The sequence below is a fragment of the Mycobacterium sp. 852002-30065_SCH5024008 genome, assembly GCF_001665645.1.
Classification (GTDB): domain Bacteria; phylum Actinomycetota; class Actinomycetes; order Mycobacteriales; family Mycobacteriaceae; genus Mycobacterium; species Mycobacterium paraffinicum.
Map to the genome: position 1 here is coordinate 60,118 of NZ_LZSZ01000132.1, position 20,626 is coordinate 80,743.

Consider the following 20,626-nt stretch of genomic DNA (forward strand, 5'->3'; position numbering starts at 1 on the left):
TGTCAGGTGGTCGACGAGGTCGCCGGCCGCGTGGGTGTCGGTGTGTCGGGCGTCGCCGGCGCGGTCGCGGCTGCGGCCGGCGGATGTTCCCAGCCTAGGAAGCTCGGGCCGCTCACGGTGGCGATGTCTTGAATTTGGCCATCGAGTAGGGCTTTTCCTGGGCCGAGGGCAAGCGCGTGCCGATCGATGAACATTCCGATATCGGCCGGAGCGACGTGCGAGGCGTCGATCGGGTTGGTCACCGCGGTGCCCGGCGGCGGAATCGTTATTCCCTGCTGTTGGAAGGCATCTGGTATCGCCGCTCCGCCGACCGCGGCTTTGATTGCCGCTGCCAGCTGGGGGCTGGCCGCCGTCACCGTTTCACCGTCGGGCAAAGTCACCGTGGTGGGACCAACCGGTGGCGATTCGCCCTCAACTGCCGCAGCGTCCTGGCCGGTGTCGCCCGGTTGATCGGACGAAGCGTCGATCTTCGGATCCGCATGGTCCTCGGAATCAGGCACTCCTTCGTCGTCGAGGCCCTGCAGCGCCGGATCCGTTGTGTCGTCGCCCTGCAGGGTGGGAAGTGGCAGCCCGGCCGGCGTCGCGCCGAAGCTCGGCAGTCCCGACCCAAAGTTGGGCATGGGCGGCAGCACAGGAGCCATGGGCGCCGCCGGAGCGCTCGCTACCTCCGGCACAGCGCCTCCCGACAGATCATCGGTTGCGGCGCCCGGATCGTCGGCGAACAACGAATCCAGCAGCGGATCCCACCCGGAATCCTCTGTCGTAGCCGCGTCGGCGCCAACCGTCTGGGCCGACGGCCGTCCATCGGGACTGCTCGGTTGCCCCTTGGATGCGTCATATAGCGATGTCCAAGCGGCCATCAGCGCCGACTTCGACGTGTCGTCGAGGCTCGCGTTGAGGACCACCGCACGAATGTCTCTGAGCTTGCCGATCAGAAATCGCTGGAAGTCGCGCGCTCCGGCCGGAGTGTCCAGGTCCGACCGTGTTCGCACCGCGGCTTCGGTGTCTTGCTGCAACTTGGTCAGCGCCTGACTGCCTTCGACCGCGTTGAGGTGGGCGTTCAAGATAGCCGTGATCACCTGCATATCCAGCTGAGAACTTGCCGAATTCTGGTGTGACAGAGCGGCTTCGGCGTGCGTGATCGCTTCCGCCGCCTCGCCCTGCTCCCGATCCGGTGCGGCCGCATCTCGCTGGCGGATCTTGCCCGCGATCGCCTGCAGCTGTTCGGGGTGCGTCGTCGGGGTGATCACCGCGGCCAGCTCACCGGGCGACAGACCCGCCACCCACGCGTTCGGGTCACCGGTGCGGTCTCGGACATATTTCACCGCGGCAAGCAGCTCCTCGTGCGCCGACATCAGCTACGCACGTCCTTGCGGGATGCGTTGCGACCCCTCCATGCCCGGCGACAGTACCCAGGCTTATCCCCGCCAACAATTCACCATGCCAGGCCGTTGTGCATGACACCGAAATCGCCGCCTTGCTAGGCATTGCCAGCGGCGTACCGGTCCCGGAGGCCTTCCAGCACAGCCTTTTTCGCTCGGCTGAGTTCGCGGGCACCCTCGACGACCGCGGTGATCTCGCGTTGTTTGGCCAGCAGGAATCGCTGAAACTCGCGGGCGCCCATGGGCGTATCGACCGCGAGGTTCGCTTGGTGCACGGTGGCGTGGTCGATCTGCTCGGCGATGGCATCCAGACGCCTGGCGCCCTCTCGCATCGCGGCATGCGCGCTGGTGAGCACCTCTGCCAGCACGCGGTCGGCGTCGGCCGCCGTGCCATGCTGGCCGGCCAGAGCCGACTGCCGCGCCTGCATGGCGGCTACCGAAGGTCCTGCTTGTTCCGTCATCGGCTCACCCTGTTTGTCATAGCGGTCGGCGAATCGCAACGTTGGGGCCTAGTGGGCTGATCCGCACCGAGGCGCCCGAGTAGGGCGCCTCGACTACCAGATTGTTGCCGATGGCCAGCTGGACATGCCCGGCGTGCGGGAAGACGAGGTCGCCCGGCCGGACTTGCGAACGAGGCACCGGGATCCCGTCGTTGATCTGCTGATAAGTAATGCGGTCCAAGTGAATTCCCGCTTGCGCGTAGCTCCACTGGACGAGCCCCGAACAATCGAACTGCTCGGGCCCCGTCGCGCCCCACACGTAGGGGCGGCCCAGGCGGGACAGTGCGGCGCGCACCGCGATCGCGGCGCGCCCGTTCAATCCGGCGGGGCGGTAGCGCAGGAGTTGGTAGCGCAGCGCCCGCAGTTCGGCGAGGCGTCGACGCGCCCTGAAGCGGGCCGACAGGACGTGCGCGCGCTGGGCCCGCAGTCGCGCCGCCCGACGACGCATCGCCTCGCGCTGCGCCATCGGTGTCGCCGGAGCCTCCACGGCGGCGGCGCGCGCTTCGTCAAGGACACCCCCGGTCAGATCGCGAGCTTCGGCCCGATCCCGCTGGGCACGGGCGATGACGCCCGCCGCGGCGGCGTCCGTGGCGGCGGCGGCAGCGAGCCGTTGCCGGCTGTGGTCCACCGCGAGCCGATAGCCGCCGCGTGCCACTCCGTCGTTCAGCCCGGCCGCGCTCTGCAGCAGATTGCGGTAATGCCCGGTGCCAGCGTCCACCGACGACGGGCGGATGCCGCCGGCGAACATGTCATGAGCACGGCTCAGCACCTCGATCTCGCTTTGGGTCACGGCGCCCCCTCGCCCAGCTGGCCTCCCGACTCCACGGCGTCGGTGAAGGCGCGCACGCGGGGGAGTGCCCCCGGCGGGATCACCCCCCGGTTGCGGATGTCCCAGAGTTCCTCGACGTCGACACCCACCAGTGCAGCGATGACCGTCTCGGGCAACGATGACTGCACACATGCCCCGTCGAAGCGGGCGCTCAAGCTGGTCGGCATTCGTTTCAGCAGGGCCGTGCGCGTCGCCTCTAGGGCTTGGAGGTGCGTCATCAGCCGGTCCGTCGAGTCCGCGCCCGCGTTCACGGCGACCCGCCAAGAGCCGGCGGCCAGCATCTCTGCTTTCACGCACTGAGCGATCACAGACAGAATATACGTCTCATATTCGTTTGATGTTGTCGCAGGCAAGCGATCGATGACGGATTTGAGCGCTTCCAGTTGCGCTTCGGCATATCCTTCCAGCACGTCTGTGTCGCTGTGACGGTCCACAACCACAGGCCCGGTGCGCCTGGCGGGGACGGCGGCAGGCGGTTGCGCGGCCATCAGCCGGGCCAGTTCCGCGTCCGGATCGGCCGCCACCAACAACCGGGAATAGGTGCCCGGGGGGAGGCCTAGGCCATTCTCGACCTTCTGAACTGTGCTTTTATGCGGCTTACGGGCACCGCGCTCCAGAAAGCTCAGGCCCATGATGCTGACACCGGTCGCGGCCGCGAGGTCAGCTAGCGACCAGTCGCGCGACTCTCGCAGAGCGCGGATCGCCGCACCTGCCGATTCACGGCTCACAGCAGGCTCCGGCCATAGGCCGGATAGTACACAGGGCGCAACGTATCGCTCTGTATATACGTTTTTGTCACGTTTCTCTTGCGTTCCACTGCTGTGTCTGTATACGCTTTTGCCTACGTTTCAAGCTCGACAAGGAGACCGACATGGGACACCCCTGCGCTACCAACCCGGAACTGTGGTTCGGCTACCCCGACGACGACGGTGGCGACGGCGCGGCCAAGGCCCGTGCGTACGAGCGGTCGGCCGTCGAGGCGCGCATCCAGTGTCTGCGGCGCTGCCCGCTGGCGCAGCAGCGTCGGTGCGCCCAACATGCCATCGCGCACCGCGAGGAGTACGGCGTGTGGGCCGGCGTCAAACTTCCCGGGGGTCAATACCGCAAGCGCGAGCAGCTCGCCCAAGCCCACGACATCCTGCGGCGCATCGCGTCCGGCGAGATCAACTCACGCCAGATACCGGAGAACGCGGCCCTGCTCGCCAACCACGAACATGAGGCCGTTCCGGTGACCGCGGTGGTGTTGCACCTGCCCCTGGCGCAAGTGGGGCCCCGCTCCGCGGCCTGACGTTCCGTCCCGGGTATGGCCGTTTGCTGACTCACCCCACGGGGTAGAGCTTCGGCACGAACGAGTCTGTCCACCAAAGGCGGGATCCATGACGTTCGACCTGACCCCGACGGCGGCGCAGCACGACCTGGCCCGGCGGACCCACGAGTTCGCCGAAGAAGTGATCCGCCCGGTAGCGCTCCACTACGACCAACGGCAGGAGTTTCCGTGGCCGGTCCTGGAGGAGGCGGCCCAGCGCGGCTTTTACAGCCCCTTGTTCTACCGCGACCTGATCGGCGATCCGACCGGCCTCTCGTTGCCGATGTTCATGGAGGAGCTGTTTTGGGGCTGCGCGGGGATCGGGTTGGCGATCGTGATGCCGGCGCTGGCTCTTTCGGCGATCGGGCAGGCAGCATCTCCGGAGCAGATGTTGGAATGGGCGCCCGAATGCTTCGGCACACCAGGCGATCTCAAGCTTGCCGCGCTGGCGATCTCGGAACCCGAGGGCGGCAGCGACGTACGGAATCTGCGCACTCACGCGCGCCGCGACGGTGACGACTGGATCATCGACGGCCACAAGATGTGGATCGGAAACGGCGGGATTGCCAACGTGCACGTGGTCAACGCGGTGGTCGACGAGGAACTAGGCCATCGTGGTCAGGCGCTGTTTGTGGTGCCCGGTGGCACCCCCGGGCTCAAACTCGTGCGCAAGCTGGACAAGCTCGGCTGCCGTGCGTCACACACCGCGGAGTTGCTGTTCGAAGGCGTCCGCGTACCGGGCGCCAATTTGCTTGGGGGACAGGATAAATTAGAGCACAAACTCGCCAAAGCGCGCGAAGTAGTTGCGGGCGCAAAGCGATCGGGCTCAGCGACATTGGGCACGTTCGAGCAGACGCGGCCGATGGTGGCCGCCCAGGCCATCGGGATCGCGCGCGCCGCGCTCGAGTACGCGACGGCGTACGCCACGGAGCGCGAGGCGTTCGGCGGACCGATCATCGACAACCAAGGCATCGCCTTCCCGCTGGCCGAGCTGGCCACCCAGATCGACGCGGCGCGGCTCTTGACCTGGCGGGCGTCGTGGATGGCAGCCAACAACGTTGCCTTCGAGCGCGGGGAAGGCTCGATGTCGAAGATGGCCGCCAGCGAGGTCGCCGTCAAGGCCACCGAACGCGCCATTCAAACCATGGGCGGCTGGGGCTACATCACCGATCACCCGGTGGAGAAGTGGTATCGGGATGCCAAGCTATACACCATTTTTGAGGGCACGAGCGAGATTCAGCGGATGGTGATCGCGAACGCGCTGGGTGCCGCCGTCGGCACGCCGCCACTGCATGTGGTGCTCGAGCCGTCCGGCGGCCCGCTGAACCGGGTTTTCGGTCGCGGCACCCCGCTACGCTCCCGCGTCGCCGACACAGCGCTTTCCATGCAGGACCGGGTGCCCGAACCCGTCATGCGGCTGGCCATGAAGGTGCTCCGACCGCCGGGGAAGTAACGGGGTTTGGGTACGGTCGAATGGACCATGAGCAACCTTGAGTCGGCGCCCGTCGAACTCGCCTGCGCTACCTCGCCAGGCGTGGGCACCGAGGTGTTGACGCCCAGGGAGGTTCCACTGGGCGGCCCGCGGGCCATGCGGGTGCAGCGCACGCTTCCGCAACGGAACCGTTCGCTGATCGGGGCGTGGTGTTTCATCGACCATTACGGCCCGACGTCGGCGCGCATGGACGTTCCACCTCATCCGCACACCGGACTACAAACGGTCAGTTGGTTGTTCAGTGGGGAAGTGGAGCACAACGACAGCGCCGGCGTGCATGCGGCAGTACGGCCGGGCGAGCTCAACCTCATGACTGCGGGTGCCGGTATCTGTCATTCCGAGGTGTCGGTGACGTCGCCGGCAGCCTTGCACGGTGTCCAGCTCTGGGTGGCGCTTCCCGATTCCGATCGCGACACCGGCTGCGACTTCGCCCACTACGTGCCCGAGCCGGTGTTGATTGCCGGCGCGACGACGCGAGTGTTCCTCGGCGGACTGGCCGGCAGCCGGTCACCGGTGCATACCTTCACGCCGCTGCTGGGCGCGCAGATCGATCTCGACACCGGCGCTCGCCTGGACATCGATGTCGACCCGGCATTCGAGCACGGTGTGCTCTGCGATCTGGGCGCCGTGCGGGTGGAGGAGACCGCGCTGGCGGTTGCCGAACTCGCCTACCTGAGCCCCGGTGCTTCGTCGCTGCACCTGCGCAACGTGGGGGATCGGCCCGCCCGGGTACTCCTGCTCGGCGGCACACCGTTCACTGAAGAACTAGTGATGTGGTGGAACTTCGTCGGGCGAAGCCACGACGACATCGTGGGTTACCGCGAACTGTGGGAGGACGGCGACGAACGCTTCGGCGCCGTCCACGGCTATCGGGGTTCGCTCACCCGATTGCCCGCCCCGCCGCTGCCGACCACGCGGCTGCGGCCTCGACCCGTACCGCAACGAAAGGAAAGCAACCATGACCGCCGATAAGACCGGAGCAGAAGCGACCGTCAGCCTCGAGGAGGGCCGGTACACAATTGCCGTGGAAGGCAAGCAAGTCGGCCTCGCCGACTTCGCCGACCGCGGCGACCAGCGCGTGTTCTACCACACCGAAATCGACCCGGCGTATGGCGGACGCGGCCTGGCGACCATCCTCGTCGAGGAGGCGCTCAATGAGGCTCGCGGCGAAGGCAAGCGCATCGTCCCCGTGTGCTCGATGATCGGCACCGTGCTCAAGAAGCACCCCGAGTTCGACGACATCACCGACGCCGTTACGCCTGAGATTCAGCGGTGGGTGCGGTCGTCGTGAATTCAGCAGAGTTCGGCTTTTACCATGACCTAGTCCTATGAAAGGCCCTTACTGGCTAGGTCGAGGATCTCTTCCACAGACCATTTCATAATGTGACTAAAGATCGTCGCGTCCCCGATTACAAGTACCGCGCAGGCGCCATCCCGGTATAATTCGATATTGCCCTTTTCCAGTTCAGCGACTTGCACATCAGGCGCGTACCCAAGCCCATAGAGATCGGCACCGAGTGCGCCTGAAGCGAGGTCGGAACGAGCGGAAGTAACCCAATCCCATACTAGGTACTTCTCGACCAACTCGAATGTCGAAAATTTAGCGACGCCATTACGCCGCTGCCCACGGTCGTCAACTGTGTCGACACTCCAACCTCCGTCGCCATCACGAAGGTGCACTGAATAGTCGCTAGATGTGAAAGCGATCTCACAGTCGTCACAACTCATCGACGTAGACGGATTGGTCAACCCCGCCCGGGGCGCCCACAACAACCAATTATTTGATAATCGAGAGAAGTTCGCCATTTTCACCGTACCCGTACCAATACTCCATAACGTTGCAGTTCAAGCACCGTACCATTTGTGCCGTCTGGTTTGATGATTCGGAATTGTTGGCCGCCGCCAGGCTGATGGAACCAAGGCGCTACTTCAGACTGTTCGATGTGCCAGCCAGGAGGTAGGCGCGATGGGTCCCCCACGGCGTACTCAAAGTAGGGCTTAACAGCACTTTCTGGCGGCAGTGACAGTTCAGCGAAGGGCGTTCCTTCGGGGGCCAAATAAGCCCCAAAAGGGCTACCAAAACGGCCGAGGATGGCGCCCGGTTTAAGGGCCGCATCGGGAATGACGGTACCCGGCACGGCATATGGTTTGGTCGCCAGCATGTCGTCGGGGTAGGACAAACTGCCGTCAGCCTCGGTGAATGCTGGGCCGGGTTCGACCGCGTGGTATCCGTGGAACAACTCGTGCTCAGGGGGTAATGGCGGCGGTGGCGGTGCATCGGGGCGTACCGGAGGCCTGGGGATGTCCGGCGCCACAGGTACATGCGGACCCGCGGGAGCATGTTCGACGGGAATCTCACCACCACCCGGGTGCGGCGCGTGCTCAACGACGGGTGGCGGCCCAGGATGGGCGGCGCCCGGCACGGGCTGCCCGCTGACATCAGGTAGTGGCGAGCCATGCGGGGGAAGGTCCGCTTCGGCGATCGCCGCGCGGATCTCGGCCGCGCTTAGTGCACGGGGGAGGACGTTGTCGGCGGAAAGGCCCTGCAGCGCTTCACGACTGAAGAGTGTCTTCAGGCCCTGCCAGGCCACCTCCCCGCCGGCCTTGAGTTCAGGCCCGCCGACGGCCAGCGTGATAGCGCTCCACAGCGGCTCGGGGGTGGCTTCCACCTTCCCGGGATCCGGTGTGCGCATGCCGGTCAACTTGCCGCCGCTGAACGCATAGGACGTCCCGGTCGCTTGATCGAAGAATTCGCCCGTGCCGTCCTTGAGCTGGCCGAAAACCTGCACCGGCTGGCCGTCGACCTTGTAGGTGAACATGAAATGGCCGTCGGGAGTGGTGCTCACCGACGCCGGATCGATGCTGTTGTAGTTGGGGATCTTGCCCAGGTCGTCGAGGGCTTTGGCTAGATCGGCCTTGAGCTTGGGAAGCCGGGCGCTGGCTGCTTCCCCTTCCGGAGAACCAGGCCCGTGCGCATAGAGGTCCGCCATAGCCTTATCCAGGGCAGTCTGCGCGGCACGCACCTTGCCCATCTGATCCACCACCGCCTGGTCGGTGATCTGCCGAATATTGGCGAGCGCATTGCGCTGTTCCTCCGACGGCGGGGCTACGCCGTCACTATCGAGGCCATGCAGCGGGGCCCCGTCGTACCCATCGGCGTGCAAGCCATCCAGAGATTTCTGCAGTGAGTTGGAGTAGCCGTGGCGGATCGACAACATCTGAGCGAGAGCCGCTTTCGTGTCCCGCAGGGCGTCTTCTTCACACGTTCTGATGAAGGCGTGCAGGGCATCCACGTCCGCCGCGCTGAGGTGTTTGTCTTGCAACATCGCGGCGGCTTGGCACAGCAAGTTGGAGATCGCCTGGAGCTGGGAGTCCAAATTCGCGATCTGTGCGGCGCCGGCTTGTTGCGCTTCGGCCAAGCCGGCGGCGATGTTCTCCAGATCGGCACCGATCTTGGGTAATTGAAGGGACTGCGCTCCCAACGATTTCGTCACCCGCTGCACTTCGGCGGTGTCGTTGATCGGGTGGTCGCCGGTCTGATGGTTCCACGCGGCGTCGAAACGGCTGCGGGCTTGCTCGAACGCGTGGTCGGCCTCTGCCGTGCAACGACCGGCCTCGCGAAAGGCCTCGGCCAGATTGGAAATCTGCAACGGATCGCCGACCTGCAGGCTGCGGTTGATCGCCCATGGGTCACCGCCGGCCTCAGCGATCAGCGCATCAATGTCTATGTACGGCAGGCCCATAGCACCGCCCGTGGCTGTGCGGCGCTACGCAGGTCTCGCCTAATGAGCCGCGAAGCATGAAGGTCCGCCGAACCCGGGCGTACAGCCGCGACAAACATTGCCACCCCTCCTGAGCTGCCAATTACGCTACTAACGGGAACGGAGACGTCAATTCACTTCGCCGACGCGCGTTTAGGGGGTCAAAAAGATATGGCGCTGTTGTTGCTCGTCCTCAAGGTTGCGTTGATCGCCTTCATCGTCGTAGGAACCGGAGTTCTGATTGCCCGCGCGATTAGGCGTTCCCGGACGAACAGATTGGATCCGCGGTGGAAGGGGCGCAGCGCCCAACCCGGTTACGAGGCGTCGGCGCACGGCGCTATGCCGAATACACCGCTTCCCGAGTGGGCCTACTGGGACGATGAGGACGACGAACACGGCGACGGCCGGCTGCGTTGAGGACGTAGTTGCGCCCTGAAGAACACGGCCCGGAAAGCACGAAGGTCACGAGCTCCTTGCGGAGTTCGTGACCTCAGCGCATGCGGCTCGGGGAACCGCTCCAATGTGGGCGAAGGGGGACTTGAACCCCCACGTCCCGAAGGACACTGGCACCTGAAGCCAGCGCGTCTGCCATTCCGCCACTCGCCCGGAAAAACAACCGATGGACCATACCACTCTAATAGCCGCATTCCCCAACCCGCCTGGTCGGGCCTGGAAGCCGTGGGGCGCTGGGGGACAACGCGTCTGAACAGGGCCGACGCAGTTCTCAGAGTTTCGACGGTGCCGCCGCATGGTGCTGTCCCGATACCATGCTGGAGTGGGAGCTCACCGCGTGAATCGTTTGCCGCGCGCCGGCGACATGCCGTGGCAAGTGCGGGCGAACGCCAGCGCATGAGTAGCCAACGGGGGCTGGCGGCGCGGATCGAGCGCAAGCTCGAGGCGACCGTCGACAACGCGTTCGCCCGGGTCTTCGGCGGCTCGATCGTTCCGCAGGAGGTGGAGGCGTTGCTGCGCCGCGAAGCCCGCGACGGTGTCCAGACGCTGCAGGGCGATCGCCTTTTGGCCCCCAACGAATACATCATTACCCTCGGTAGGCACGACTTCGAGAAGGTGGGCGCCGACCCCGGTCTCACGTCGGGCGCTTTCGCTAGGTACTTGGCCGACTACATCCATGAACAGGGGTGGCAAACGTATGGTGAGGTGGTCGTCCGGTTCGAGCAGTCGTCGAGCCTGCGAACCGGCCAGTACCGCGCCCGTGGTGCTGTCAACCCCGATGTGCAGCCCCGCCCGACGGTCAACGATCCCGTCCGGCCACAATCAAATAGTGCGTTCGGCGCAGAACGAGGAGTAGCACCAATGACTGACGATTCGAGCTACCGCGGGGCTCAGGGGCCGGGGCGGCCCAGCGACGAGCATTACGACGACCGCTATGGGCGTCCGCAAGAGGGTGGCCCGGAACCGCAGGGGGGACCTGATCCACGCGGTGGGTATCCGCCCGAGCAGGGCGGCTATCCGCCGCAGCAGGGCTACCCGCCACCCCGTCCCGAGCAGCAGGGCGGCTACCCCGAGCAGCAGGGCGGCTACCCCGAGCAAGGTGGCTACCAAGGCCCCGGCGGCGGCTACCCCGACCAACGCGGCTACCAAGCCGGCCAGGGCGGTTACCCCGAACAGCGCGGCTATCAAGGCGGCCAGGGCGGCTACCCCGAGCAGGGCCAGGGCGGTTACCCGCCGCAGTACGAGCAGCGGCCTCCCGCGCCCGGCGGGTACGGCGGCCAAGGCTACGACCAGGGCTACCGCCAGGGCGGTGCGTACGGCCCTCCTGCCGGCGGTCAGGCCGGCGGCGGCCAGCAGGGCTACGCCGGGTACGGCGAATACGGGCGCGGACCGGCCCGCCCCGAGGAGGGTGGCTACGCTCCGCCCGAGCAGCGGCCGGCCTACCCCGAGCAGGGTGCCGGGTACGAGCAGGGCGGCGGCTACGAGCAGGGTGGCGGCTACGAGCAGGGTGGCGGCTACGAGCAGGGATACCAGCAGGGCGGCGGATACGGCCGGCAGGACTACGGCCCCGGGGATTACACGCAGTACTCCGAGAACGTGCCGGGCGGGGGATACCCCGGTCAAGGCGGATACGCCGAGCCCGCCCAACGCGACTACGAATATGGCCAGCAGGCCGAGTACGCCCAGCCGAGTGAGTACGGCCAGCCCGCCGACTACGGGCAGCCGGCCGGTGGCTACGGCGGTTACGGCGGCGGCTACGGCGCGGCCGGAACGACAGTCACCCTCCAGCTCGACGACGGCAGCGGCCGGACTTATCAGCTGCGTGAGGGCTCCAACATCGTGGGCCGTGGACAAGACGCGCAGTTCCGGTTGCCCGACACCGGGGTGTCACGGCGTCACCTCGAGATCCGCTGGGACGGGCAGGTCGCGCTCCTATCGGACCTGAACTCGACCAACGGCACCACTGTGAACAACGCGCCGGTGCAAGAGTGGCAGTTGGCGGACGGCGACGTGATCCGTCTGGGCCACTCGGAGATCATCGTCCGGATCCACTAAACGCGCTGGGCTCAACGCTGCCGTGCTTCGCCCCGCGTCGACCGCCGTCCAAGTATCGTGACGTTGCCGATGTGCTCGGGGTCACGGGCGCCAGGGGGACGACGCAGGACGGAAAGGACGCCAGATGCAGGGACTCGTACTGCAGCTGACGCGTGCCGGATTTTTAATGTTGTTGTGGGTATTCATCTGGTCCGTGCTGCGGATCTTGCGGACCGACATCTACGCGCCCACCGGCGCCGTCATGGTCCGCCGGGGGTTGGCGCTGCGCGGCACCCTGCTGCCTTCGCGGCAGCGCCGCCATGCCGCGCGCTACCTGGTGGTGACCGAGGGGGCGTTGGCGGGCGCGCGCATCACACTCAGCGGGCAGCCGGTGTTGATCGGTAGAGCCGACGACTCGACCCTGGTGCTCACCGACGACTACGCCTCGACGCGGCACGCCCAGCTATCTCAGCGCGGTTCGGAATGGTATGTCGAGGATCTAGGATCGACCAACGGCACTTACCTTGACAGGGCAAAGGTGACCACTGCGGTACGAGTTCCAATAGGAACGCCGATTCGGATCGGCAAAACGGCGATCGAGTTGCGCCCGTGACCCTGGTTCTGCGATATGCCGCGCGCAGCGATCGCGGCCTGGTGCGCGCCAATAACGAAGACTCCGTCTACGCCGGTGCGCGGCTGCTCGCCCTGGCTGACGGCATGGGCGGCCACGCCGCCGGCGAAGTGGCCTCCCAGCTGGTGATCGCCGCGCTGGCCCATCTCGACGACGACGAACCCGGCGGCGACCTGCTCGCCAAGCTCGACGCCGCGGTGCGCTCGGGCAACGCGACCATCGCCGCGCAGGTGGAGGCCGAGCCCGAGCTCGAGGGGATGGGCACGACGCTCACCGCAATCCTGTTCGCGGGCGACCGAATTGGCTTGGTACACATCGGCGACTCGCGCGGCTATCTGCTGCGCGACGGTGAACTCACCCAGATCACCAAGGACGACACGTTCGTCCAGACCTTGGTCGACGAAGGCCGGATCACCCGCGAAGAGGCACACAGCCACCCACAGCGGTCGCTGATCATGCGCGCGCTGACCGGACACGAGGTGGAGCCGACCCTGACCATGCGCGAGGCGCGGGCCGGTGATCGCTACCTACTTTGCTCCGATGGGCTCAGCGATCCGGTGAGCGACGAAACCATCCTCGAGGCGCTGCAGATCCCCGACGTGGCCGAAGCCGCCTACCGCCTCATCGAGCTGGCGTTGCGCGGCGGCGGCCCGGACAACGTGACCGTGGTGGTCGCCGACGTCGTCGACTACGACTACGGCCAAACCCAACCGATTCTGGCGGGCGCGGTTTCCGGCGACGACGACCAGATGACGTTGCCCAACACCTCCGCGGGCCGCGCCTCCGCCATCAGGCCCCGCGAAGAGGCCGCCAAACGTGTTGTGCCACAACCGGAAACACCCGCCCGGCCGCGGTGGCCCAGGCGGCGGATGTTCTTCGCCGTGACACTGGCGGTTTTGTTTGTTCTCTCCGGCATGGCCATCAGCTGGTGGGTCATCCAGCGCAATTATTACGTCGCCGAATACGACGGCAAGGTATCGGTCGTCCGTGGCATTCAGGGGTCCCTGTTGGGCGTGCCCCTGCAGCGGCCGTACCTGGTGGCCTGCCTGAGCGCCCGCAACGAGCTGTCCCTGATCGGTTACGACGAATCCGGTCATCCGAACTGTCAACTGATGACGCTGCGCGACCTTCGCCGGCCCGGACAGGTTCAGGTTCAGACCGGGCTGCCCGGCGGAAGCCTGGACCAAGCCGAGTCCCAGTTACGGCAGTTGCTGGCTGAATACCTGCTTCCTACTTGTCCGTCCCCGCGCGCCACGTCACCGCCGGGCTCCCCGCCCACCGGGAGCGGCACCCCCGAATCAAGTGTCGCGGCATCGCCAGCACCCACCACCGCACCGACCACCGCTTCTTCCGGCCCCAACGGCCCCCCCAGCGCCACAGCCGGCCCCGCGACCACGTCGCCGGTGGGCCCCCCGACCACTTCCCAAACGGTCACCGCGCTTCCAGCACCTCCACTGCAACCGGGCATTGACTGCCGGACGGTGGCATGACGACACAACTCCAGCCGCCCGTCGCGGTCACACCCCCGCTGCCCACCCGTCGCAACGCCGAGCTGCTGCTGCTGTGCTTCGCCGCAGCGATCACGGTCGCCGCGTTGCTGATCGTGGAGGCGAACCAGAACCGCGAATTGCGTTGGAACGTCATCAACTACGGGCTGGTGTTCATGCTCGTGTTCGGGTCCGCGCACCTGGCCATCAGGCGTTTCGCCCCCTATACCGATCCGCTGCTGTTGCCAATTGTGGCGTTGCTCAACGGACTTGGCCTGGTGATGATTCATCGGCTCGACCTGGTCGACAACCAGCTCAGCGGCCGCCACCACCCCAGCGCAACCCAGCAGATGATGTGGACCCTCGTCGGAGTCGTCGCGTTCGCACTGGTGGTCACGTTTCTCAAAGACCATCGGCAGCTGGCGCGGTACGGCTACATCTGCGGAATCACCGGCCTGGTGCTGTTGGTGATTCCCGCACTGCTGCCGACATCGCTGTCCGAACAGAACGGCGCGAAAATCTGGATTCGCTTCCCCGGGTTCTCGATTCAGCCCGCAGAATTTTCCAAGATCTTGTTGCTGATCTTCTTCTCCGCCGTGCTGATCGCCAAGCGGGGCCTGTTCACCAGCGTCGGCAAGCATTTCATGGGCCTGACCCTGCCGCGTCCGCGCGACCTCGCGCCACTGCTGGCCGCCTGGGTGATCTCCATCGGTGTGATGGTCTTCGAAAAGGACCTAGGTACCTCGCTGCTGCTGTATGCGTCGTTTCTGGTGGTGGTTTACCTTGCGACACAACGATTCAGCTGGGTGGTGACCGGCCTGGTGCTGTTCGCGGTGGGCAGCGTCATCGCATATTTCGTCTTCGCGCATGTGCGAGTCCGGGTGCAGATGTGGTGGGACCCGTTCTCCGACCCCGACGGCAGCGGCTACCAGATTGTCCAGTCCCTGTTCAGTTTCGCCACCGGCGGGATCTTCGGCACGGGGCTGGGAAACGGGCAACCCGATACTGTCCCGGCCGCGTCGACCGACTTCATCATCGCCGCCTTCGGTGAAGAACTCGGGCTCGTCGGGCTCGCCAGCATCTTGATGCTCTACACCATCGTCATCGTCCGCGGCATGCGCACCGCGATCGCGACGCGGGACAGCTTCGGCAAGCTGCTGGCTGCGGGCCTGGCCTCGACCCTGGCCATCCAGCTGTTCATCGTCGTCGGCGGCGTTACGCAACTCATCCCGTTGACAGGTCTGACCACCCCATGGATGTCCTACGGTGGATCGTCATTGCTGGCGAACTATGTGTTGCTGGCCATCCTCGCTCGCATCTCCCACAGCGCCCGGCATCCCTTACGCGGCCGAGAGCGCAAGGACTCGCCGATCGCGGCGGCCAAGACCGAGGTGATCGAGAAGGTATGAACACCTCTCTGCGCCGCATCTCGATCACCGTCATGGCGCTGATCGTGCTCTTGCTGCTCAACGCCACGATGACGCAGGTGTTCGCCGCCGACTCGCTGCGCGCCGACCCGCGCAATCAGCGTGTCCTGCTCGACGAGTATTCGCGTCAGCGCGGCCAGATCATCGCCGGCGGCCAGTTGCTGGCCTATTCGGTGGCCACCGACAGCCGCTTCCGCTTTCTGCGGGTCTACCCGAACCCGGCCGTGTACGCGCCGCTCACCGGCTTCTACTCGCTGCGTTATTCCAGCACGGGCCTGGAGCGCGCCGAGGACCCACTGTTGAACGGCTCGGACGAGCGGCTGTTCGGGCGCCGGCTGGCCGATTTCTTCACCGGCCGCGATCCGCGCGGCGGCAACGTCGACACCACCATCAGACCGCGGGTCCAGCAGGCCGGCTGGGACGCGATGCAGCAGGGCTGTGGTGGGCCGCCGTGCAAGGGCGCCGTCGTCGCCCTCGAGCCGTCCACCGGCAAGATCTTGGCAATGGTGTCATCGCCGTCCTACGACCCGAATCTGCTGGCGTCGCACGATCCCCAGGTGCAGGCGCAAGCATGGCAGCGGCTCCGCGACGACCCCGACAATCCGCTGACCAACCGCGCCATCTCCGAGACCTACCCGCCCGGGTCCACCTTCAAGGTGATCACCACCGCGGCCGCGCTGCAGGCCGGTGCGACTGACGCCGAGCAGTTGACCGCGGCGTCCTCCATCGTCCTGCCCGACAGCACCGCGACGTTGGAAAACTACGGCGGCCAGCCCTGCGGCAACGAGCCCACCGTGCCGCTCAAGCAAGCGTTCGCCCTGTCCTGCAACACCGCGTTCGTCCAGCTCGGCATGCACACCGGATCCGATGCGCTGCGCAGCATGGCGCGCTCGTTCGGCCTGGACACCACCCCGAGCGTGATCCCGCTACAGGTCGCCGAGTCAACCGTCGGGATCATTCCCGACGCCGCGGCGCTGGGCATGACCAGCATCGGCCAGAAAGACGTTGCGCTGACACCGCTGGAGAACGCCCAGATCGCGGCGACCATCGCGAACGACGGCGTCACGATGCAGCCCTACCTGATCGACAGCCTCAAGGGCCCGGACCTGGCCAACATCAGCACCACCGCCCCCTATCAGCAGCGCCGCGCGGTGTCACCCCAGGTCGCCGCTAAGCTAACAGAGCTGATGGTCGGCGCCGAGAAGGTCGCACAGCAGAAAGGGGCCATTCCCGGCGTGCAGATCGCATCCAAGACGGGTACCGCAGAGCATGGCACCGATCCGCGTAATACGCCGCCGCACGCGTGGTACATCGCCTTCGCGCCCGCGCAGACGCCGAAAGTCGCCGTGGCAGTGTTGGTAGAGAATGGCGGCGACCGCCTGTCCGCGACGGGAGGTGCACTCGCCGCGCCGATCGGACGGGCTGTGATCCAAGCCGCGCTACAGGGAGGACCATGAGCCCGCGAGTTGGTGTGACGCTGTCTGGCAGATACCGCCTGCAGCGCCTGATCGCCACCGGCGGCATGGGCCAGGTCTGGGAGGCGGTGGACAGCCGGCTCGGCCGGCGCGTCGCGGTCAAGGTGCTCAAACAGGAGTTCTCCCAGGACCCGGAGTTCATCGAGCGGTTCCGCGCCGAGGCGCGCACCACCGCGATGCTCAATCACCCCGGCATCGCCCAGGTTCACGACTACGGCGAGAGCCAGCTGGACGGGGAAGGCCGCACCGCCTACCTGGTGATGGAGCTGGTGAACGGCGAGCCGCTGAACTCGGTCCTCAAACGCACGGGCCGGCTGTCGCTGCGGCATGCCCTGGACATGCTCGAGCAGACCGGCCGGGCCCTGCAGGTCGCGCACGCCGCCGGCTTGGTGCACCGCGACGTCAAGCCGGGCAACATCCTGATCACCCCGACCGGCCAGGTGAAGATCACCGACTTCGGTATCGCCAAGGCGGTCGACGCCGCGCCCGTCACCCAGACGGGCATGGTGATGGGCACCGCCCAGTACATCGCCCCCGAACAGGCCCTCGGCCACGACGCGACCCCCTCCAGCGACGTGTACTCCCTGGGCGTCGTCGGCTACGAGGTGGTGTCGGGCAAGCGGCCGTTCACCGGTGACGGCGCCCTGACCGTGGCGATGAAGCACATCAAGGAGCCACCGCCGCCGCTGCCCGCGGAGCTGCCGCCCAACGTGCGAGAACTCATCGAGATCACGTTGGTCAAGAATCCCGCGATGCGCTACCGCAGCGGCGGGCCGTTCGCCGACGCCGTGTCGGCGGTACGCGCCGGCCGCCGTCCGCCGCGGCCCAGCCAGTCGCCGCCCCCCGGCCGGGCATCGCCGGCGGCCATTCCGTCCAGCCCGACGACCCGGGCGGCCGCCGTGTCGAGCCCCCGGAGCGCGCCGCCGCGCCGATCCCGGCCGGCCACCGGCGGTCATCGCCCGCCCCCGGCGCGGCGCACCTTCTCGTCGGGTCAGCGCGCGTTGCTGTGGGCCGCGGGGGTCCTCGGAGCGCTGGCGATCATCATCGCGGTGCTGATCGTCATCAACTCCCGCACGGACACCCAGCAGCAGCCCCCACCCCCGACGGTCACCGACACCGGGACCCCGCCCGCGCCGCCGGCGAGCAACACCCCCAGCGGCTCCGCGCCACGGCTTAATTGGACGGACCGCGGGGCGATAAGTAATTCTGGACTGCAACGAGGGCCGGCCGAGCGCGGGTGGGGTGAACCACCGACGCTCAGCGCATCACCGGCCCGACACGAGATGCCACGATGACCACCCCTCAGCACCTGTCTGATCGCTATGAACTGGGCGAAATCCTCGGATTCGGGGGTATGTCCGAGGTTCACCTGGCCCGCGACGTCCGGTTGCACCGCGACGTCGCGGTCAAAGTGCTGCGCGCCGACCTGGCCCGCGATCCCAGCTTCTATCTGCGGTTCCGCCGCGAGGCGCAAAACGCCGCCGCCCTCAATCACCCCTCGATCGTCGCGGTCTACGACACCGGCGAGGCGGAGACACCGACGGGTCCGCTGCCGTACATCGTCATGGAGTACGTCGACGGCGTCACGCTGCGCGACATCGTGCACACCGACGGCCCGCTACCCCCGCGGCGGGCCATCGAGATCATCGCCGACGCGTGCCAGGCGCTGAACTTCAGTCACCAGAACGGCATCATCCACCGCGACGTCAAGCCGGCGAACATCATGATCAGCAGCACCAATGCGGTCAAGGTGATGGACTTCGGCATCGCGCGCGCGATCGCCGACAGCGGCAACAGCGTCACCCAAACCGCGGCGGTGATCGGGACGGCCCAGTATCTGTCGCCCGAGCAGGCCCGCGGCGACACCGTGGACGCCCGGTCCGACGTCTACTCGCTGGGTTGCGTGCTCTACGAAATCCTCACGGGCGAACCGCCTTTCACCGGTGACTCGCCGGTCGCCGTCGCCTACCAGCACGTGCGGGAGGACCCGATTCCGCCGTCGCACCGGTACGAGGGCATCTCCGCCGACCTCGACGCCGTCGTGCTCAAGGCGCTCGCCAAAAACCCGGACAACCGCTACCAGACCGCCGCGGAGATGCGCGCCGATCTGGTGCGGGTGCACAATGGCGAACCGCCCGAGGCGCCCAAGGTCCTCACCGACGCCGACCGGAGCTCGCTGCTCGCGACGGGTGGAAACCTGCCCGGCCCGCGCACCGACGCGCTGCACCGCCAACCCCTGCGTCGCATCGACGACCGCAACGGCGGTTCGGTCGGGCGTTGGATCGTCGCGGTCGCCGCGCTGGCGGTGCTGACGATCGTCGTCGTCATCGCCTTCAACACCTTCGGCGGCACCACCCGCGATGTGCAGGTGCCCGACGTGCGGGGCCAAGTCTCCGCCGATGCCATTGCCGCGCTGCAGAACCGCGGCTTCAAGACGCGCACCCTGCAAAAGCCCGATTCGACGATCCCGCCCGACCACGTCATCAGCACCGACCCCGGGGCCAACGCCTCGGTGAGCGCGGGCGACGAGATCACCATCAACGTCTCGACCGGCCCCGAACAACGCGAAGTGCCCGACGTCTCCTCGCTGGGTTACTCCGACGCGATCAGCAAGCTCAAGACAGCCGGCTTCACCAAGTTCAAGCAGGCCAATTCACCGTCGAGCCCGGAGCTGCTGGGCAAGGTGATCGGCACCAACCCGCCGGCCAACCAGACATCGGCGATCACCAACGTCATCACCGTCATCGTCGGCTCGGGGCCGGAGACCAAGCAGGTGCCCGACGTAGCGGGCCAGACCGTCGACGTCGCGCAGAAGAATCTCACCGTCTACGGGTTCACCAAGGTCACCCAGGCACAGGTGGACAGCAACCGGCCGGCCGGTGAGGTGATCGGCACCAATCCGCCTAAGGGCCAGATGGTTCCGGTGGATTCGGTGATCGAGCTCCAGGTGTCCAAGGGCAACCAGTTCGTGATGCCCGACCTGAGCGGCATGTTCTGGGCGGACGCCGAGCCGCGGCTACGGGCGCTGGGTTGGACGGGGGTGCTGGACAAGGGGCCCGACGTGGACGCGGGTGGCTCGCAGTCCCACCGGGTGGTGTATCAGAACCCGCCGGCCGGCACCGGGTGCAACCGGGACGGGATCATCACGCTGAAGTTCGGCCAGTAGCGGCCGGTTCGGCCGGGAAATAGGGCTGCACCGCGGCCCGCACCTCGTTCTCGAGCCGGCGGACCAGCGTGTCGTTGCGCGCCCACCCGCAGTAGGCGAGCCAGTTCGCCAGCATCCGGTGGCCGCCCTCGGTCAGGATCGACTCCGGATGGAACTGCACACCGTGAATCGGCAACTCGCTGTGCCGCACCCCCATGATGACGCCGCCGCGGGTGCGCGCCGTCACCTCCAGCACCGGGGGCAGCGACTCCGGCAGTATGGTCAGCGAGTGGTAGCGGGTCGCCGTGAATGGATCCGGAAGCCCTTGCAGCACACCGGTATTGGTGTGGAAGACGTTGCTGGTCTTGCCGTGCAGCAGCTCGGGCGCGCGGTCCACGGTGGCGCCGAAGGCGACGCCGATGGCTTGGTGTCCGAGGCAGACCCCGAGCAGCGGGGTGCGCTCGGCGGCACACGCGCCCACCAGCCCGATCGAAGCGCCCGCACGTTCCGGGGTGCCCGGACCGGGGCTGAGCAGCACACCGTCGAACCGCTTGGCGACGGCTGCCTCGTCGGAAAGCTTGGTGTCGTCGTTGCGCCACACCTCGGCCTCGACGCCCAGCTGGCCGAGGTACTGCACCAGGTTGAACACGAAGCTGTCGTAGTTGTCGACGACCAGGATCCGCACCGTGCCAGGTTACCGTCAG

At 66.7% G+C, this 20,626-nt stretch carries 18 protein-coding genes and 1 tRNA gene; 12 read left to right on the forward strand and 7 right to left on the reverse strand.

What is annotated here, in order from left to right; translation table 11 throughout:
• Positions 1 to 2 precede the first annotated feature (2 nt).
• The 4 genes from A5781_RS16980 to A5781_RS16995 form a co-directional block, all read right to left on the reverse strand.
• Positions 3 to 1,355: a DUF4226 domain-containing protein gene (locus A5781_RS16980; protein ID WP_067208584.1), complete on the reverse strand. Its 1,353-nt coding sequence runs from the start codon at positions 1,353 to 1,355 to the stop codon at positions 3 to 5.
• A 125-nt stretch (positions 1,356 to 1,480) separates the two neighbouring features.
• Positions 1,481 to 1,843: a DUF4226 domain-containing protein gene (locus A5781_RS16985; RefSeq protein WP_066951365.1), complete on the reverse strand. Its 363-nt coding sequence runs from the start codon at positions 1,841 to 1,843 to the stop codon at positions 1,481 to 1,483.
• A 16-nt stretch (positions 1,844 to 1,859) separates the two neighbouring features.
• Positions 1,860 to 2,672, reverse strand: a complete 813-nt coding sequence (locus A5781_RS16990; protein WP_067208585.1) for a C40 family peptidase — start codon at positions 2,670 to 2,672, stop codon at positions 1,860 to 1,862.
• On the reverse strand, positions 2,669 to 3,439 hold the full coding sequence (locus A5781_RS16995; RefSeq protein WP_067208590.1) for a helix-turn-helix domain-containing protein: 771 nt from the start codon (positions 3,437 to 3,439) through the stop codon (positions 2,669 to 2,671). The genes A5781_RS16990 and A5781_RS16995 overlap by 4 nt, the downstream gene beginning before the upstream one ends.
• Before the next feature lie 143 nt (positions 3,440 to 3,582).
• Between A5781_RS16995 and A5781_RS17000 the strand changes: the two genes are divergently transcribed.
• From A5781_RS17000 to A5781_RS17015, 4 genes are all read left to right on the forward strand, one after another.
• On the forward strand, positions 3,583 to 3,999 hold the full coding sequence (locus A5781_RS17000) for a WhiB family transcriptional regulator (protein ID WP_067208591.1): 417 nt from the start codon (positions 3,583 to 3,585) through the stop codon (positions 3,997 to 3,999).
• A gap of 88 nt (positions 4,000 to 4,087) precedes the next feature.
• Positions 4,088 to 5,470, forward strand: a complete 1,383-nt coding sequence (locus tag A5781_RS17005; protein WP_067208593.1) for an acyl-CoA dehydrogenase family protein — start codon at positions 4,088 to 4,090, stop codon at positions 5,468 to 5,470.
• A gap of 27 nt (positions 5,471 to 5,497) precedes the next feature.
• On the forward strand, positions 5,498 to 6,481 hold the full coding sequence (locus A5781_RS17010) for a pirin family protein (RefSeq protein ID WP_067208596.1): 984 nt from the start codon (positions 5,498 to 5,500) through the stop codon (positions 6,479 to 6,481).
• Entirely contained in the window at positions 6,468 to 6,800 is a 333-nt protein-coding gene (locus A5781_RS17015) for a GNAT family N-acetyltransferase (RefSeq protein WP_067208598.1), read from the forward strand. The genes A5781_RS17010 and A5781_RS17015 overlap by 14 nt, the downstream gene beginning before the upstream one ends.
• Before the next feature lie 517 nt (positions 6,801 to 7,317).
• On the opposite strand, the gene A5781_RS17020 is transcribed toward A5781_RS17015, so the two are convergent.
• Positions 7,318 to 9,252: a TNT domain-containing protein gene (locus tag A5781_RS17020; protein ID WP_067208601.1), complete on the reverse strand. Its 1,935-nt coding sequence runs from the start codon at positions 9,250 to 9,252 to the stop codon at positions 7,318 to 7,320.
• Between the two features lie 189 nt (positions 9,253 to 9,441).
• Between A5781_RS17020 and A5781_RS17025 the strand changes: the two genes are divergently transcribed.
• A complete protein-coding gene (locus A5781_RS17025; RefSeq protein WP_067208605.1) occupies positions 9,442 to 9,687 on the forward strand; it encodes a hypothetical protein in 246 nt (81 codons plus the stop codon).
• A gap of 106 nt (positions 9,688 to 9,793) precedes the next feature.
• Here A5781_RS17025 and A5781_RS17030 read toward each other — a convergent pair.
• A tRNA-Leu gene (locus tag A5781_RS17030) sits at positions 9,794 to 9,876 on the reverse strand.
• Between the two features lie 243 nt (positions 9,877 to 10,119).
• Here A5781_RS17030 and A5781_RS17035 point away from each other — a divergent pair.
• The 7 genes from A5781_RS17035 (at position 10,120) to pknB (ending at position 19,943) form a co-directional block, all read left to right on the forward strand.
• Entirely contained in the window at positions 10,120 to 11,778 is a 1,659-nt protein-coding gene (locus A5781_RS17035) for a DUF3662 and FHA domain-containing protein (protein ID WP_067208762.1), read from the forward strand.
• Positions 11,779 to 11,902: 124 nt separating this feature from the next.
• Positions 11,903 to 12,370, forward strand: a complete 468-nt coding sequence (locus A5781_RS17040) for an FHA domain-containing protein (protein ID WP_067208608.1) — start codon at positions 11,903 to 11,905, stop codon at positions 12,368 to 12,370.
• Positions 12,367 to 13,878 (forward strand): PP2C family serine/threonine-protein phosphatase, encoded by a 1,512-nt coding sequence (locus tag A5781_RS17045; protein ID WP_067208611.1) that lies wholly within the window; start codon positions 12,367 to 12,369, stop codon positions 13,876 to 13,878. Before A5781_RS17040 ends, A5781_RS17045 begins: the two co-directional genes overlap by 4 nt.
• Positions 13,875 to 15,284: an FtsW/RodA/SpoVE family cell cycle protein gene (locus A5781_RS17050; protein ID WP_067208614.1), complete on the forward strand. Its 1,410-nt coding sequence runs from the start codon at positions 13,875 to 13,877 to the stop codon at positions 15,282 to 15,284. The genes A5781_RS17045 and A5781_RS17050 overlap by 4 nt, the downstream gene beginning before the upstream one ends.
• Entirely contained in the window at positions 15,281 to 16,759 is a 1,479-nt protein-coding gene (gene pbpA / locus A5781_RS17055; protein ID WP_067208617.1) for a D,D-transpeptidase PbpA, read from the forward strand. Before A5781_RS17050 ends, pbpA begins: the two co-directional genes overlap by 4 nt.
• On the forward strand, positions 16,756 to 18,072 hold the full coding sequence (locus tag A5781_RS17060; RefSeq protein ID WP_067208620.1) for a serine/threonine-protein kinase: 1,317 nt from the start codon (positions 16,756 to 16,758) through the stop codon (positions 18,070 to 18,072). The genes pbpA and A5781_RS17060 overlap by 4 nt, the downstream gene beginning before the upstream one ends.
• Positions 18,069 to 19,943, forward strand: a complete 1,875-nt coding sequence (gene pknB / locus A5781_RS17065; RefSeq protein ID WP_067208622.1) for a Stk1 family PASTA domain-containing Ser/Thr kinase — start codon at positions 18,069 to 18,071, stop codon at positions 19,941 to 19,943. The genes A5781_RS17060 and pknB overlap by 4 nt, the downstream gene beginning before the upstream one ends.
• Here the strand turns inward: pknB and A5781_RS17070 are convergent.
• Positions 19,921 to 20,607: an aminodeoxychorismate/anthranilate synthase component II gene (locus A5781_RS17070; RefSeq protein ID WP_067208626.1), complete on the reverse strand. Its 687-nt coding sequence runs from the start codon at positions 20,605 to 20,607 to the stop codon at positions 19,921 to 19,923. The genes pknB and A5781_RS17070 overlap by 23 nt on opposite strands.
• Positions 20,608 to 20,626: the final 19 nt, after the last annotated feature.